Annotated in this window: 16 protein-coding genes; 6 read left to right on the top strand and 10 right to left on the bottom strand. The window is 39.6% G+C overall.

The window, feature by feature from the left end:
* Nucleotides 1-403 precede the first annotated feature (403 nt).
* Nucleotides 404-1855, bottom strand: a complete 1452-nt coding sequence (locus tag HRJ06_RS13300; protein ID WP_242035244.1) for a phospholipase D family protein — start codon at nucleotides 1853-1855, stop codon at nucleotides 404-406.
* A gap of 48 nt (nucleotides 1856-1903) precedes the next feature.
* Complete coding sequence (locus HRJ06_RS13295; RefSeq protein WP_174733424.1) at nucleotides 1904-2182, bottom strand: hypothetical protein; 279 nt, start codon at nucleotides 2180-2182, stop codon at nucleotides 1904-1906.
* Nucleotides 2183-2571: 389 nt separating this feature from the next.
* Between HRJ06_RS13295 and plsY the strand changes: the two genes are divergently transcribed.
* The gene (plsY, locus tag HRJ06_RS13290) at nucleotides 2572-3171 is read left to right on the top strand and encodes a glycerol-3-phosphate 1-O-acyltransferase PlsY (protein WP_174733423.1); all 600 of its coding nucleotides are present in this window, start codon (nucleotides 2572-2574) and stop codon (nucleotides 3169-3171) included.
* A gap of 263 nt (nucleotides 3172-3434) precedes the next feature.
* Here plsY and HRJ06_RS13285 read toward each other — a convergent pair whose 3' ends face one another.
* The gene (locus HRJ06_RS13285) at nucleotides 3435-4265 is read right to left on the bottom strand and encodes an STAS domain-containing protein (RefSeq protein WP_174733422.1); all 831 of its coding nucleotides are present in this window, start codon (nucleotides 4263-4265) and stop codon (nucleotides 3435-3437) included.
* Between the two features lie 423 nt (nucleotides 4266-4688).
* On the opposite strand from HRJ06_RS13285, the gene HRJ06_RS13280 reads away from it, so the two are divergent.
* The 4 genes from HRJ06_RS13280 to HRJ06_RS13265 all read left to right on the top strand — a co-directional run bounded on the left by HRJ06_RS13280 (nucleotide 4689) and on the right by HRJ06_RS13265 (nucleotide 8665).
* On the top strand, nucleotides 4689-5423 hold the full coding sequence (locus HRJ06_RS13280; RefSeq protein WP_174733421.1) for a two-component system sensor histidine kinase NtrB: 735 nt from the start codon (nucleotides 4689-4691) through the stop codon (nucleotides 5421-5423).
* 104 nt (nucleotides 5424-5527) lie between these two features.
* Nucleotides 5528-5728, top strand: coding sequence for a hypothetical protein (locus HRJ06_RS13275; protein WP_174733420.1), 201 nt, complete (start codon nucleotides 5528-5530; stop codon nucleotides 5726-5728).
* 899 nt (nucleotides 5729-6627) lie between these two features.
* The gene (locus HRJ06_RS13270) at nucleotides 6628-7803 is read left to right on the top strand and encodes a CapA family protein (protein ID WP_242035243.1); all 1176 of its coding nucleotides are present in this window, start codon (nucleotides 6628-6630) and stop codon (nucleotides 7801-7803) included.
* Between the two features lie 100 nt (nucleotides 7804-7903).
* Nucleotides 7904-8665, top strand: a complete 762-nt coding sequence (locus HRJ06_RS13265) for a CPBP family intramembrane glutamic endopeptidase (protein ID WP_174733419.1) — start codon at nucleotides 7904-7906, stop codon at nucleotides 8663-8665.
* Nucleotides 8666-8699: 34 nt separating this feature from the next.
* Here the strand turns inward: HRJ06_RS13265 and HRJ06_RS13260 are convergent, their stop codons facing one another.
* The gene (locus HRJ06_RS13260) at nucleotides 8700-8960 is read right to left on the bottom strand and encodes a hypothetical protein (RefSeq protein ID WP_174733418.1); all 261 of its coding nucleotides are present in this window, start codon (nucleotides 8958-8960) and stop codon (nucleotides 8700-8702) included.
* A gap of 614 nt (nucleotides 8961-9574) precedes the next feature.
* Here HRJ06_RS13260 and HRJ06_RS13255 point away from each other — a divergent pair.
* Nucleotides 9575-9865: a HesB/YadR/YfhF family protein gene (locus HRJ06_RS13255; RefSeq protein WP_174733417.1), complete on the top strand. Its 291-nt coding sequence runs from the start codon at nucleotides 9575-9577 to the stop codon at nucleotides 9863-9865.
* A 60-nt stretch (nucleotides 9866-9925) separates the two neighbouring features.
* Here the strand turns inward: HRJ06_RS13255 and HRJ06_RS13250 are convergent, their stop codons facing one another.
* From HRJ06_RS13250 to HRJ06_RS13225, 6 genes are all read right to left on the bottom strand, one after another.
* Nucleotides 9926-10216, bottom strand: a complete 291-nt coding sequence (locus HRJ06_RS13250) for a hypothetical protein (protein WP_174733416.1) — start codon at nucleotides 10214-10216, stop codon at nucleotides 9926-9928.
* A 19-nt stretch (nucleotides 10217-10235) separates the two neighbouring features.
* Nucleotides 10236-10664 (bottom strand): acyl-CoA thioesterase, encoded by a 429-nt coding sequence (locus HRJ06_RS13245; protein ID WP_197969957.1) that lies wholly within the window; start codon nucleotides 10662-10664, stop codon nucleotides 10236-10238.
* A 5-nt stretch (nucleotides 10665-10669) separates the two neighbouring features.
* On the bottom strand, nucleotides 10670-13006 hold the full coding sequence (locus tag HRJ06_RS13240; protein WP_174733415.1) for an AAA family ATPase: 2337 nt from the start codon (nucleotides 13004-13006) through the stop codon (nucleotides 10670-10672).
* A gap of 89 nt (nucleotides 13007-13095) precedes the next feature.
* Nucleotides 13096-13329 (bottom strand): small acid-soluble spore protein Tlp, encoded by a 234-nt coding sequence (gene tlp, locus HRJ06_RS13235; RefSeq protein WP_174733414.1) that lies wholly within the window; start codon nucleotides 13327-13329, stop codon nucleotides 13096-13098.
* A gap of 146 nt (nucleotides 13330-13475) precedes the next feature.
* Nucleotides 13476-13619, bottom strand: a complete 144-nt coding sequence (locus HRJ06_RS13230; protein ID WP_174733413.1) for an acid-soluble spore protein N — start codon at nucleotides 13617-13619, stop codon at nucleotides 13476-13478.
* A 65-nt stretch (nucleotides 13620-13684) separates the two neighbouring features.
* Nucleotides 13685-13816: an FbpB family small basic protein gene (locus HRJ06_RS13225; protein WP_174733412.1), complete on the bottom strand. Its 132-nt coding sequence runs from the start codon at nucleotides 13814-13816 to the stop codon at nucleotides 13685-13687.
* Between the last annotated feature and the right edge of the window lie 171 nt (nucleotides 13817-13987).

Below are 13987 nucleotides of genomic sequence, written 5' to 3'. Positions count from 1 at the left end.
TTAATTATTTACCCGTTCCAGCTTCTGGATAAACATGGAAAATAAAATGTGTTGGAAAAGTACTAGGAAACTTAGGCAGCCTAAAATACTCAGTTTATCGTTCCCCATTCAATTGCTCCATAATCGATTTTAAAGATACTGGACTTAAAGCACAAAAAAATGATTGCATCAGCAACCATCTTTTCGTGCTATGTGGAAAAACTTCAATCATCCAGCAAGGCCTAAATAAGATAGGTGGCTTGGCTGTCTTTTAGTGACCTGTCTATTTTCGTCCTGCACCAGTGCTGTACAAGCAGTTTCAACGGCAAAAGAGCGGGGCCAGCTGGCTATGAAGGGCATTTGAGCAGGGAGACATATCTAATTTAAAAAAAGCCTGGCTAGATGCCGGGCTTTGATGTGGTGTTTAATAGGTTGTAAAACGGAACAGTTTTTGCAAAGAGTAACCGATATATTTTACAATAGTTAACGGTTCTTTGTTTTGTTCGTATTCCACTGTGAATTCTCCATCTTCATTATGCCAAAGTCTATTAAAATAGCCTCTTACATCCTGAATGAACTCAGTATCCGTCCGTGCTTTTAACTTTAAATTAGTTTCAAGATTAAGGTCATCGAGGTTCCGTTGCGTAAAGTTAGCTGAACCGCCAATAATTGTCCCTGTTCTGCCATGATCCACATACATAAATTTAGAATGGTATTGCTCCTCACCAGTGTTATACCAGCGAATTTCAATATTATCGCTGCCGATCTTCATCAACTCAGCAGCTATTGGGATGTTGGGAAGGCCCATTTTCTGCGATCCAAATGCATTTTGGTTTGGATCAAGAATGATGTTGATTTTCACATCTCTTCGGGCGGCATTTTTCAGTTCATCCATAACTTTTCTATCTGCGAGATAAAACATGCCTAACCAAATGTGATTCCCTTTTTCAGTGGCTCTTAGTTCATGAAGGAGTTCCTTATAAATCTTCCCCTCAGTTAATACCTGAACGGCAATGTCTCCTTTTCTGTCTTCGTTATTCATATATTCAGGAAGCTTGCCGCCTCGCGAATAGTCGGCCACTGCCTGCTCTGATTTGAGCAAATCAGACTTTAGCCCGCTGCTGCTGACTTCAAAAGCGATATTAGAATGGAAACCGCTGGCATCGTGAGGATTCGCTGAAGTCACAATTGACGTTTTATCCGTAATGAACACTTTCCGATGATTGGCCTTAATATTCAGCGTCTGCAAATATGAACGCATTGTTACCTTTGGAGCATTATCTGCCATTGGGTTTGGAAGCCACCCTGTTCCGGACTGGCCGAACCATTGAAAAAAGGTCCTCCATACACTGGAGTAAAGCGGATTAGAGTCTCTAAGCTGATTTAATTCTGAGAATATAACCTCTATCCCGGCTTCTTCTAACCGATCCAACTGGTCCAACGAGTGGGAACCGTATGCTATATTAATTTCATCTGTTATAAAAGCTATTTGAATTTTTTCATTCTGCTGTTTCTTCTTAATTAATTTTGAGGTTAACGTTTCTGTTAGTCTTGGAAAGCCAAGATCTTCGTTATAGTACGGGTTGAACAAAAACATGTCTAAGACAATAAATTCCTCTGCTTCGTCAACCGCAGAAAAAATTCTTTCGAAAATCTGCTGCTCAATGACGGTATCCCCATTGTGGTCCTTGTATGTTAAATCATACAAAAAACGAACATCATCTGTGTAATGAGTTTCACCCGCAAAGGACAAACCTTCCGGCAGCGGTTTATGGGTATGAATATAAATAACCGTACTTAGCAAGAGCACCAACAGGACGAGCATAATGGTGATAAACATTCTTTTTCTTTGCAATAGATAACCTCGTAACGCCAAGAGACACTCTCCTAAACTTTTTACATTATAAGTACACCAGAAAGCCGACTAGTAAACCTTCTTGGGGTCAAAAGAGAGTACTTCGACAAGATAAATATAACCAAATTGAGGATCCTTTGATTTTTCTAGGATCTTACCTGTAGTCTTTAAAGAACTGCCTTCAGAATCTCTTTTATCTATTTCAAGGATTAGTTCCTGTGATTCACCTAAATTTAAGTGTGACAGGAGACGAACTTTATCTTCCTGATAGTTAACAGCGAAACATTTAGTGTTAAATAAAACCTGTCTATCCCGCTTCGCTTTAACTTGGACGCTGACTTCACTCATTTCGCTCTCCCGCATTCGATTCACCCCATAGATAGAATAGTATTTATTACCCGTGATACAAAAGTCCTAAACCTCTTTTCGAAGTCTGATTATAGGGGGTCCTTGTTGGCGGATCCTGGATAGGCGGAACAACATTCGGATAGCTGAAGCAGTTCGGGTCTGCAAAAATCCGCTTGGATAGCACCTCGGCAAAGTAATCTTCCCCCTCAAAGACAACCAACGCATTTATTAATAAATGGAGTAATCCTTAATAGAATGAAAGTAGAAGGGTTTTTGATTTTTTTAAACTATTTTTATAGCAGACTTGGTATACTTTATAAATCAACATGGAGTTTTTAAAAGAACATGGTACAATAAAATAATCCAGTTTAGATGAAGGAGAAATTTTCATGGTTATTGCAATTATTATAATAATGGCATATTTAATTGGCTCAATTCCCTCTGGCTTAATTATCGGTAAAGTGTTTTATAAAACAGATATCCGCGAGCATGGCAGCGGGAATCTTGGCGGCACGAACACTTTCCGTACGCTTGGAGTTAAAGCGGGCTTAGCTGTTTCTATTGCTGATATTTTAAAGGGAACGCTTGCTGCGTTATTGCCGATTTTTCTCGGTTCGGACATGCATGTTTTACTAGCGGGAGTTTTTGCTGTTATCGGACATATGTACCCTATCTTTGCAGGCTTTAGAGGCGGAAAAGCAGTGGCAACCTCTGGCGGCATTTTGCTGGCTGCAGCTCCTTATATGTTCTTGTTTGGTGTCGTTGTCTTTTTTATTAGCTTGTACACGACAAAGTATGTGTCCCTTTCTTCTATTTTCACCGCTCTAGCTATGCTGATTTATTCCCTTTTTACCGGCGACTATATTTTAATAGCTGTTGTTGCAATGCTCGCCTTTTTTGTAATCTATAGGCATAGAGCGAATATTGAGCGGATCCGTAATAAAACAGAACCAAAAATTACCTGGCTTTCATTCAAAAACAAAAAATAGTTTATTAGAAAACCCGGAAAGAAAGCTTTTCCGGGTTTTTTATTCCTTGTCCGGCAACAGCGCCTACACCCCACAAAGTCATAAGCTGCTCTCTTACTCGAGGCAAAACTCATCTTATGTGGTCGGGACTGCACAATGGGCTTTCGGCTTTCGCATTTCCTTATCCAGCAGTGAGTCCCCGAAAGTCGGAAACTTCAACAACAAATCGTTTCTTCGACTGAACCTCCAGTTGACTGGGTGCTATCGGTGATTTTCTTTTTTTGTTACCTTTGTCTTATTCCATATAGTTTCAGTGCCTGGCTTAAGCTATTAAACATATTGATATCATCAAATCGGATCCCAAGTGAAGTAACAGATTGGGCAAGCTCTGGCCTCATGCCTGTCAATGACACCTTGACCCCCGTTAATTCAAGGCTGGAGATGATTTTAAATAATTCTTGGGCAACCATAGTGTCTACAATTAAAACACCGGACAAATCAATTATCAGACAATTAACATTCTTGTTTGAACTCTCTTGAAGAGCTTTCTCCATTAACACCTTTGCTCTGTGGGTATCAATATCACCAACAATCGGAAGTACAGCCACTCCATCGGTAATAGATATAATCGGGGTGCTAAGTTCATCAATTACTTGCTGCTGATCATGAAGACGTTGCCGGGTTAACTTTGTATACTTTTTGATAAAGATAGCAATCATTTCATCTATCGTCTGATTTATCTCGCTGCCTAGTTGATGGGCAGTAATTCCTGTAACGCTTGGATCGTGCTTTAAAAATGCTCCTTGCCAATCGGATGTAATGGTCCGTAGCGCTCTGAAGTGTTCCATTACCTGATAAATGGGTATATCCATGCTAATTCTGTTTTCTCCAAATCTTTCTGCCCAATTCTCGATCTGCTCATCACATTTTGGATCAATGCATTTAGAAATAATGTCGATTGTTTGTTTTGTATCCTTGCTCAACTCCTTAAAAAATGAGCTGCTAATTCTTCCAGTAAGGGATCTTATATCATTTTCTATAACATCCAACCATTGATGGGCGATTCTATCTGCATTTTCCAAGAAATACTCTTTCAGTCGTTCTGCTTCAACCATTCGGTTATCCCCATTTCCTGTTTCTTTGTTTAACGAGTTCCAATAACGTTCTTGAAAAAGTCATTTTTGTTCTTTATTGATAACAAAACAAATGTTTTGTATGATTAATAATATGAATCTAATTTTCTTTAACACTATTTGCTATTTCGATAGATTATTTGCTTTTCCATCATATTTCTTCAAATACTTCATAAAATGTTTGAGAGACGATCTCAAGTTAGGTTTACCACCTAGCAGCAAAGCTTAAACTTAGCATCTTACTAGACTGGTAAATCAATGTAGTTATGAAGCCCAATGGTTTAATCTGACTCCGATCTTTTGTCGGCAAGTTTTTAAGGGAGACCAAACTTATTAAAATTAGAGCTGAACAGAAGAACTTACATTTGCTTCGCTGCATATTCAGCTGAAAGGAGACTGATTTATTTGACATTCTTAGAAGAAAATCGTTTTGATCTAAATTCCTCTTCACAGCCTGAATCTAACATTCAAAAGAGAGCACAAATGAATATGGCCGCAAATCTCGCACATGAAATTCGCAATCCCCTAACTGCTATAAAGGGTTTTATTCAGCTTCTTCAGCCGCATTTGAATGAAATTGGAAAAGAACAATATGCAGAGGTGGTGCTGGATGAGATTAATAGAGTAAACGATTTAATTCAGGAAGTTCTTGATGGCTCTAAACTTGAGCTTGAGAGGAAGCCTGTTTCGATCAGTAAGCTAATAAGGGATACGGTAAAGTTTTATGAAAGTGAAGCCCTTTTGCAAAAGATCATTTTGACTTACACTCTACCGATTCACGACATAATTGTCCTGGGCGATTATAACCAGCTCAAACAAGTGCTGCTCAATATTATAAGGAATGCATGTGAAGCTGTGGGAGACAATGTGTATTATGGTAAAGTTCATATAGATACGGAGATTAACGGGGCCTGTGCGGTTATCAAAATTGCTGATAATGGAAGTGGTTTTGACAAAAATATAGCCGGACAATTATTTGCCCCCTATTTTACGACGAAAGCACCGGGGAGCGGGATCGGGCTGTTCGTGTGTAAAAAAATTGTAACTGAACATGGGGGCGAGATTTCAGCTGTAAGTAATCCTGACTTAGGCACTGTTTTTACAATTGAACTTCCCTTTGAGCAAGTTCGTGATTTGTAGCACCGCCACCTGCTCTCAGCTGTTATTATTCAATGGATTGTCAAACTCAACAGCTAACTTCTCTTCTATTAATTGGTAAAATGATTTAAAGGAGGATGTTGTTTATGCAAAAAGCCCCTGTTAAAGAAGCGGCTGCAAAGGAATATCTTTTTATAACCGAGGTCTCTAGTGGTTCTTCAACTTTAGCAGATGATGAGTTCATTGTTAAGTTTACTTTGTGTTATGACAATCAGGGTGTTAATGAGGAAACAGAAAAAATCACGAAAAACTTTAATGAATTATTGAATTTTCTTGAGGAAATATAAGTTTTCTTCAAAATAAGGCTCTGTTAAAGAACACTGTTAATTTTTAGCAGTGTTAATTAGTGAAAGTGATCGCCTGGAACGAAAATCAACAGCTTAAGTTTAACAGGGCCTAAAATAATAAAACGGAGGACTTAGCCTAACGGGGTTTGGTCCGAGGGCAGAAAACAATAAATAATATTAGTAACTAATAGTTCAATTGTAGTATGTTCAGATCAGTAGTTAGACAAAAAAAGAACCGAGATTTCTATAAGAAATCAACGGTTTTTTTATTTTTAATTAGTGCCATTTGGTTGCTTTATATCATGTAAATTCATTGTAAAACTATCAGTTCTTCAAGTTTTAATAAGCTGAAAACGTCCTTGTCCAAGAACGTCTTTCACATAATCCAGTTTGGTATGATCAAAATAAACATAATCTTGTTCATGAATGACGACTGAAACATCTTCGAATTGATACACTTTATCATCTGTAAGCGGCTGCTCTTCCAGAGACAGCTTTAGCTGCGGACCTCCTCAGCCAATCCCCATTGATAACCTGACATACAGTTTTTCAGGGCCTGCCTTCTGCTCTTTTTTTACGGCCTCAACAAGTTGTTCGGTGGCACTGCCGGTTAATGCAAACATGGAATCACCTCTCTTTTTTTTAATACCCTAATTCCAGGATAAGATTTAATCAGAGAACAAATTTAAGATAACGTTTTCAAATTTATCCCCAAAAGTTTCATCAACTATATTATAGTATGTCTTAGGTCTCATTTAAAAGGTTTCTAAGAGGGTTGTTCTACTTTGACGTATAAAACGTCCTTCAAAACTGGCTGTCAACATGGGTTTAAATAAACAGCTGCAGGTTGGTGAAAATAAAAAAGGCTGTTTCAATAAAACAACATAAGGGTGATTTTAATGAGGAGAAAAAGTACGGTTGGTAAGAACAGGTCGTTAACAATAGGAATAATCGTTATTGGAACATTATTTTTAGTATCGGGTAATTTGCTGCTGAAAATGTATCTTTCTAATGCTGATGGTGATGTAAACGCACAGCAGATTGAGAACCATCTGAACAGAAGCACAGCCGTGAATGGTAAAGAGTTTGAGGCTAAAATGACACTTGCTGCGATTGGAGATATCCTTATTCATGACAGAGTTTACGAAGATGCAGAAATCGCAGATGGATACGATTTTAAACCAATGCTTAAAGCGGTAAAACCGGAACTTTTACAGCCGGAAATATTGCTTGCTAATCAAGAAACGATACTCGCTGGAACAGAAATTGGTCTTTCAAGTTATCCGTCTTTCAATAGTCCACAGGAAGTTGGAGATGCGATCATAGACGCAGGGGTTGATATCGTTTCAACCGCCAATAATCATACTCTAGATAGAGGCGAAAGAGGTGCCCTTGCTTCAATTGATTATTGGAATAAAGTTGGCCTTCCTTATGTTGGCAGCTTTAAAGATACAGCTGACCAGCAGAGATTAAGAATTCTCAATCAAGATGGAATAAAGCTGGCATTTTTGTCCTACACCTATGGTACGAATGGAATACCGGTCCCCGTAGGGAAAGACTATCTCGTCAACCTGATTGATAAAGAGAAAATAAAAGAGGAGGTCCACAGAGCACGACAAGTAGCGGATGTAGTTGTAATGAGCATTCATTGGGGAAATGAATATCAGCGCTTTCCGGACAACCAGCAGCAGGATCTTGCGGCTTTTATGGCGGAGGAAGGTGTTGATGTTATCTTTGGACATCACCCTCATGTTTTGCAGCCAATGGACTGGATTACAAATAGCGATGGCAGGAAAACATTTATTATCTACTCACTGGGCAATTTTCTTTCCGGGCAAATGTGGGATTATAAAGACATCGGTGGAATGGCCTCCATTGATATTACAAAGCACTCTGCAAATGGTGAAACCACGATCCAATTAGATAATCCGCAATTCTATCCGACCTTTGTAGCAAGTAAGGGGCAGAGAAACTACCGGGTGGTGCCATTACTGGAAGCTGGGAAACATGGTCTGGAAAATGCTGAGGCTAAATACACAGAGACGGTCTCTCACGTATTTCAATTTATAAAATAATCGATTTAGCCAGCAGGATGCATAGGTATCCTGCTGTTTTTTCTCCTGGAATGTAGAGTCAAAGGAAATCGAATGGTAAAATCGCAGAGAAGGAATTGTTTTGGATTTACAGGAATGTGGTGGTGGGTATATGTGGCTTTTAAGTTTATTTATGGCAGCGTTGCTGATGTTTCAAGCAGGAGCTTTTACGTTCTTATTTATGCTAGTTTTAGTTCCGTTGCTGCTGATTCCGTTTTTCAAGGAAGTTAGCCGGTTGTTTTTATGGTCAATGCTCGCTTATTTTTTTGGTCTTTTTTTAATATTGTATGCCGACAGAATCGTGAATTTTATCGCTTCTCCTGGTACTGCCCTTATTTTAAACAGACTGTTATTTTTGGTGCCTGTTTTGTTTATGATTTATGTTGGGCGGAGGTTTAGTAAAAGGACCATCGTCTCCTTTGGAAAGCCAGAGTGTATGCAAAACAAAAAAACCAGTTTTGCTTCTCTGTTAATGATCAGCCTGTTTATATTAATGGCAATATACAGTATGGCCGCCTCTAACTTAGAAGCAGCTTTGCTTTTAATTGTCTATATAATTGTTAACTCAGTTTCCGAAGAACTGCTGTGGAGGGGAGCCTGGCTGACCCGCATGACTGAAATAGGCGGTCCGCACCTAGCTGTCTTTTTCTCTGCAGCCGGGTACGGAGCTTCCTTCCTGATGCTCGGTTTTTCGGCCAGCGCCTGTCTTGGCTTTGCTATCGTTGGAATCTTCTATGGGCTGCTGGTCATGAAAACGAAAAATCTATTAGTCCCTATCGTTCTACATATGTTGGTTGATTCTTGTTTGATTGCAAGCGGTCTGATTTCAGTGCCTTTAATTTAGGCTGGTGTTACAGAAAAGTGCTGAAAGTTTCTCCCTAGTGGGCTCCTCCAAAAAGAACTCCTTGGAGAAAGACTAGTGCAATCGCTATTAGGCCGATAAACGCCAATAAAGGAATAAACGCACCGTGTTTCTTGCGGTAAATCCATATAAGCGCATAATAGGCAATCCCGATTAATAAAAAGAATAATCCTGCTTCAATCCGGTAGCTTGCTTGGTGTATTTGCAGGAGGATAACTAGCCCTATGCCACCAAATATAAAGGCACCAATCAAGTTCAAAACTTTTCTATCTGTCATTATTAGCTCTCCTTATGTAACAGTTATTGATAATCGCTGTTTTCAGTAATTTATTAGGGTCCTGTTGTGTGTAAGCTCATATTCAACTGGTTCACTGTCTGAAAAACCTTATCTAAAAAAGAATATTAGAGACTGCCTGTTAGGAATCTTTTACCTGGTTGATAGTCCTTCCACTCTATAAGACCTTCATCAATGGGTTATGGCTACCGTAGGTCAGCTGTTAAAACATACATGCCTCCCTGCCGTTCCAGATGACTATCCCTCTGAATGTCAGGTTTGAAACATACATTTCAGGTTGTTTATTATTTCACGCTGACAGGAAGCGGACTTTTCTTCCTCTTGTCCAATTTTAGCCCAACACAACATTCCTGTTGGAGTATTATTTCTTTAAAGTATTAACAGGTTATTACCTGTTCTCCGTCTGTTTCCGGATAAAACATGTGGTATGCACAATCATCTGCTCTCCCTTAATTAATTATTCCAGACTATGGCTTGTATGGAGAAAAGCAGGATTGCTAAAGCTTATATAGACGGGCTTATGGCAGATAATTCGACAGACTCTTTTTCTTTCCTTATAATGAACCCATTGCTTTACATGGAAGGGGCTCGACAACATGCAAATAAACGTTAGTAAGGAAGCAGCTGCCTGGTATAAGGAAGAATTAAACTTGCAGGATGGCAGCTTTGTACGGTTTTTTGTCCGTTATGGGGGCCACAGTGCCATTCAAAAGGGATTCTCACTTGGGATTTCAACAGATATCCCAGAAGATCTTGGGGCTGAAACGGAACAAAATGGGATAACCTTTTACATTGAAGAAAAAGATTTATGGTTTTTTGATGGCCATGATCTTGCTGTAAATTTTAATGCCCAAAGAGAAGAACCTGAATTTGATTATAGTAAATAATCAATTAAAAAGCCGCGTTAAAGCGGCTTTTTATAGTTCTGTTTTTGAAAAGTCATCTTTTTACCAGATGTGATGGAAAAGTCCCTCTTGTTTTAAGATCTGCCTCTGGCGCTCGCCAATTAAATCAAAATGGGTATAGCCATCTTTCCTTTTGTGAATCCATTCAGGTCTTAACCCATAGTTCTTACCCCATGCTTTCAAGCGATCCAAATCATTGCACCCTACCTTTGTTACTGTTTTGCAGCCAGGAAAGCGATCGTCCAGCCAATAATGAGTAAGAAAGGCGAGCTCACCTCTATCTATTTTTTTCTTCCAATCCAGCAATTCCTGTTTTGTTATACCAAATGCCATACTAAACTACCTCCAAACCTTAGGATTCGCTTGATGGCTGCATTGCGTTAAGATATGCCTCATGCCAATCAGGGTAAACTCTTTTGATGGAGATCGGCCTGAAACTTTCTTTTTTAACACATACATGTTTAGAAATACCTGTTACTGCGAGTTCCCCGCTGCCGTTATAAATTTCATACTCATAAGTGACTCTAAGCCCGTCATATTGTGCAATCCATGTCTTAATGAATGCCTTTTCCCCATAGCGAACCGATCTTTTATATGAAGCCTGGATATCGATAACTGGAGAAATAATTCCTTCTTTCTCCATATCAGCATAGTTAAAACCAAGATCCTCAATTAGCTGAGTGCGTCCGAGTTCCATCCATACAAAATAATTAGCGTGATACACTACCCCCATTTGATCCGTTTCCGCATAGCGGACTTCAATATTCTTCGATGAAATCATTATAATTACTCCCCTTTTGTCACTTTTATATATGCCTTTTCTATATCTTCTTTTCTTAGAAATGCAGCTTGATCCAAAGCTTCAGGCAAATTGGTTTCGGAAACGAGCCGAAATGCTTGAAGCTGGACAGCCTCATCAATAAGGTTGGCTGCAAATCGGCCATTTCCGCGAGGCAGCCTTTTTTCTAGCTCAGCGTGAAGGAACTGAACAGCCTCATCTGTCAGTTTATACTGATAGCGATCAGCATAATTAGTTATGATTTCCAGCATTTCTGCTACTGTATAGTCAGGAAAAGCAAAGAATTTTTTAAATCGCGATTTTAACCCCGGATTGCTGTTCAGCAGCATCTCCATTTGCGCTGGATATCCAGCGAGGATGACGACAAGGTTTTCATTATGTCTAGTCATTTCGTCGACGAAGGTATCAATGACTTCCCTGCCAAAATCCCCGGGTGTTTGTCCAAGGAGTGAATAAGCTTCATCGATAAACAATACGCCGCCAAGAGCTTCACGTATTTTTTTCTTTGTTTTGATAGCTGTTTGTCCAACATAACCAGCCACAAAGTCGGCCCGGCTCGCTACAATGAGATGTCCTCTTTTTAAAATGCCATAATCCTTTAAAAGCTCAGCATAGATTTTGGCCACGGTCGTTTTTCCGGTCCCAGGGTTCCCTGTAAAGACGGCGTGCAGTTGAATAGGTACGGCAGGCAATCCTTGCTGATGGCGGATCTGTTGAACCTGAACAAATGAAAGTAGAGTTTGTACATCATCTTTTACAGTCTGGAGCCCAATTAGCTGGTGAAGAAGTTCACTGGGATGTTCATTTGACTCTTGGAATTTTAGCTCAACATCCTCTTTTTCAAGCAGCGTAAATTTCACAATATCATTTTCTGATGATTCTTTGGATCCCTTTGTAAAAATGGCCTCTAACACGAGGTTTCTGACTGTCCTTGCGTTGCCGAAGGTTTCATCGACCCGTTCACGGTCAATCCGCTTATCTAACTCCTGCCTAGCCTCCTCTGTTAATAAATAATCATTATCCAATGCTGTTTGTTCAGCAATTTGCAAAAGCTCTGCACTGGAGTAGTCAGGAAGGTGGATAAGGTTTGACTGAGGAAATCGGCTTCTCAATCCCGGATTCGCTTCAAGGAAGGTTCTCATTTCTTCAGGATAACCTGCTAAAATAACTGCGAATTTTCCGCCATATTCACTGCCAGTCATTAAAGAAATTAGCGTGTCAATTGCGGTTTGTCCGTAATCATTGCCTGTTTGTCCTTCCCGTTTTAAGCTGTAGGCTTCGTCGATGAACAAAACACCACCTACAGCCCTTTCAACTGCTTTACGGACATTTTCTTCCGTTTGTCCGACATATGCGCCAACAAGCTGTGATCGGTCTGCTTCTATAACCTCTTCTCTCGGCAAGACGCCAAGACTGTGGTAAATTTTTGCCAGAAGCCTTGCGAGCGTTGTTTTCCCAGTACCAGGATTTCCGGTAAAGATCATATTCAGGCTGAGCTCATCCTTAATTTGATAGCCTAATCTTTTTCGCTCTTTTTGATATTTAAGAAAATGATAAAATTTATTTACTCTTTGTTTGACTGTATCTAACCCAATCATTTTCGCCAATTCTTCTAGCGGATCCAACTCTGTTGGTTCAGCCTTTTCATCTTGCTGAAAAAGCAAATCCCATTGTTCTTTTAAAACACCAAGCTCCGTTATTGCCTGCTTCATATCCTCATAATGCGTTGAAGTGTAAAAGACTCCTGAAATTGATTCCTTATAATCATTCGAGGCTTTTAAAAGCTCTGCCGCCTGTTTAATTGCTTCGGAAAGAATGGCTTCCAGTCGTTTATAACTCAGGTTGTGAGAGGAGCCTGTAACAGAGCTAAGGGTTTCTATCCGGTTCTTAACTAAGTCCAGTCTCTCTTCAGCTTGGTTGAGAAACTGCCTGGTTATATCAATGTACTGTTCAGCAGTTTTCTTTTTTGCTGCCCGATTATCTGTTTCTCGAATAGGTGGAAATGTTAGATCTCCAAATAAATCCTGTTTCGTTTTCCAATCGTTTTCAGCCAGATAATACTGAGCCTCACGGTTTTTCGGATGAAGACTAACCGCTTTTTCCATCCAGCCAAGCACAACTGAGTCCTGTCCATACTTGCCTGAACGTGATAAAGCGGCCAGAGTTAGCAGCCTTGAAAGCTCACTGGCGTCATCTTGCTCTGATAATGTCCTGATGTAGGTTAACAGGCTGCTCTCATCTTTTATGTAACCCTGCTCTTCTATCTCCTGCTCCCATTCTTTCAACTTATCTGGAACGGCAGGCAATCGTCTTAGTTGATCCATTTTTATCACATCACTCTTTAGTCTAAAAACTATCTTATCATATTTTCCTGCTGAATCTAAAAAGACCCGCCTTGGAGGCGAATCAAATTTTATTTTTTGTTGCTGTTTGAGTGTTGTTCCTGGTACTCATCTCTTATTTCATTACGAAACGATTCAATGCTGTCTCTGCGTCGTTCATTTTTTTCTTTAATACGAGCCTGTTCATCTTCATTAGAAAATGCCATTGCTGCCTCGGCTTCCTCCATATTTTCAATTGTATGCTGAACCATGGATTGCAGCTTTTCTATATTGTCACTTCGGTTATCAGGGTTAGGCTTATCCATCTAAAAAATCCTCCTTTAATTAAAGTACAAGTTTAGTGTGTTACGGTGCGTTAAAATTATAGGAGGGAAACAGTGGCGAAAGGGATTGACGAGAACAGAAATAAAAATCCCGCCTTAGCGGGATGGATTTAAGTATTTTCAGGACATTATTCGCCTTTTGTCTGAATAACCTGCGCGTGATGTCCTGATGTGTCTTGCATTTTCTTTCCCTTATTGCCTCCATATCCTCGAGGCTGGGTGCCAATGTGATCTGGCCTGAAATTCTTGCTGTTTTTCTTTGGGTTGCCCATTGTTTATCCCTCCTCTGTTAAAGTGTTCCCTGAACAGAAGAGTTCATGACTGGGAAAGGATAGTATTATTCCGCTTTGTCCAAACGCTTTTGCTCAAGTTTCATTTCCAATTTCTCAAGAGCATCACGATCACTTAGTAATTGGCGTTTATTTTCTAAAACTAGTTCTGAAAAAGAACGTTTCCGAGGTTTTCTCATGTGACTCACCTTCCTTTAATTATCATTCTAGCAGTTATTATGCCCGCAAACGGTTGCAATTATTACAACTTTTTGAAAATTAAATACCTTTTCTACTGTTTACCCATTTAAGGGCAAATAAATCCTGTTTAACTTGTAATATTTGTAAAATAATTCAGAAAAGGGCCATGT

The sequence above is a fragment of the Mesobacillus harenae genome, assembly GCF_013343715.1.
Taxonomy (GTDB): Bacteria; Bacillota; Bacilli; order Bacillales; family Cytobacillaceae; genus Mesobacillus_A; species Mesobacillus_A harenae.
The sequence above is the reverse complement of the archived record's forward strand: the minus strand, read 5'-3'. Positions and strand labels throughout refer to the sequence as shown.

Coding starts and splice junctions, on each gene's coding strand:
- HRJ06_RS13275 (WP_174733420.1), top strand. CDS start 5,528: ATGCAAAAAGCCCCTGTTAAAGAAGCGGCTGCAAAGGAATATCTTTTT.
- HRJ06_RS13285 (WP_174733422.1), bottom strand. CDS start 4,265: ATGGTTGAAGCAGAACGACTGAAAGAGTATTTCTTGGAAAATGCAGAT.
- HRJ06_RS13245 (WP_197969957.1), bottom strand. CDS start 10,664: ATGATTTCATCGAAGAATATTGAAGTCCGCTATGCGGAAACGGATCAA.
- HRJ06_RS13270 (WP_242035243.1), top strand. CDS start 6,628: ATGAGGAGAAAAAGTACGGTTGGTAAGAACAGGTCGTTAACAATAGGA.
- HRJ06_RS13240 (WP_174733415.1), bottom strand. CDS start 13,006: ATGGATCAACTAAGACGATTGCCTGCCGTTCCAGATAAGTTGAAAGAA.
- HRJ06_RS13260 (WP_174733418.1), bottom strand. CDS start 8,960: ATGACAGATAGAAAAGTTTTGAACTTGATTGGTGCCTTTATATTTGGT.
- HRJ06_RS13225 (WP_174733412.1), bottom strand. CDS start 13,816: ATGAGAAAACCTCGGAAACGTTCTTTTTCAGAACTAGTTTTAGAAAAT.
- HRJ06_RS13250 (WP_174733416.1), bottom strand. CDS start 10,216: ATGGCATTTGGTATAACAAAACAGGAATTGCTGGATTGGAAGAAAAAA.
- HRJ06_RS13295 (WP_174733424.1), bottom strand. CDS start 2,182: ATGAGTGAAGTCAGCGTCCAAGTTAAAGCGAAGCGGGATAGACAGGTT.
- tlp (WP_174733414.1), bottom strand. CDS start 13,329: ATGGATAAGCCTAACCCTGATAACCGAAGTGACAATATAGAAAAGCTG.
- plsY (WP_174733423.1), top strand. CDS start 2,572: ATGGTTATTGCAATTATTATAATAATGGCATATTTAATTGGCTCAATT.
- HRJ06_RS13230 (WP_174733413.1), bottom strand. CDS start 13,619: ATGGGCAACCCAAAGAAAAACAGCAAGAATTTCAGGCCAGATCACATT.
- HRJ06_RS13255 (WP_174733417.1), top strand. CDS start 9,575: ATGCAAATAAACGTTAGTAAGGAAGCAGCTGCCTGGTATAAGGAAGAA.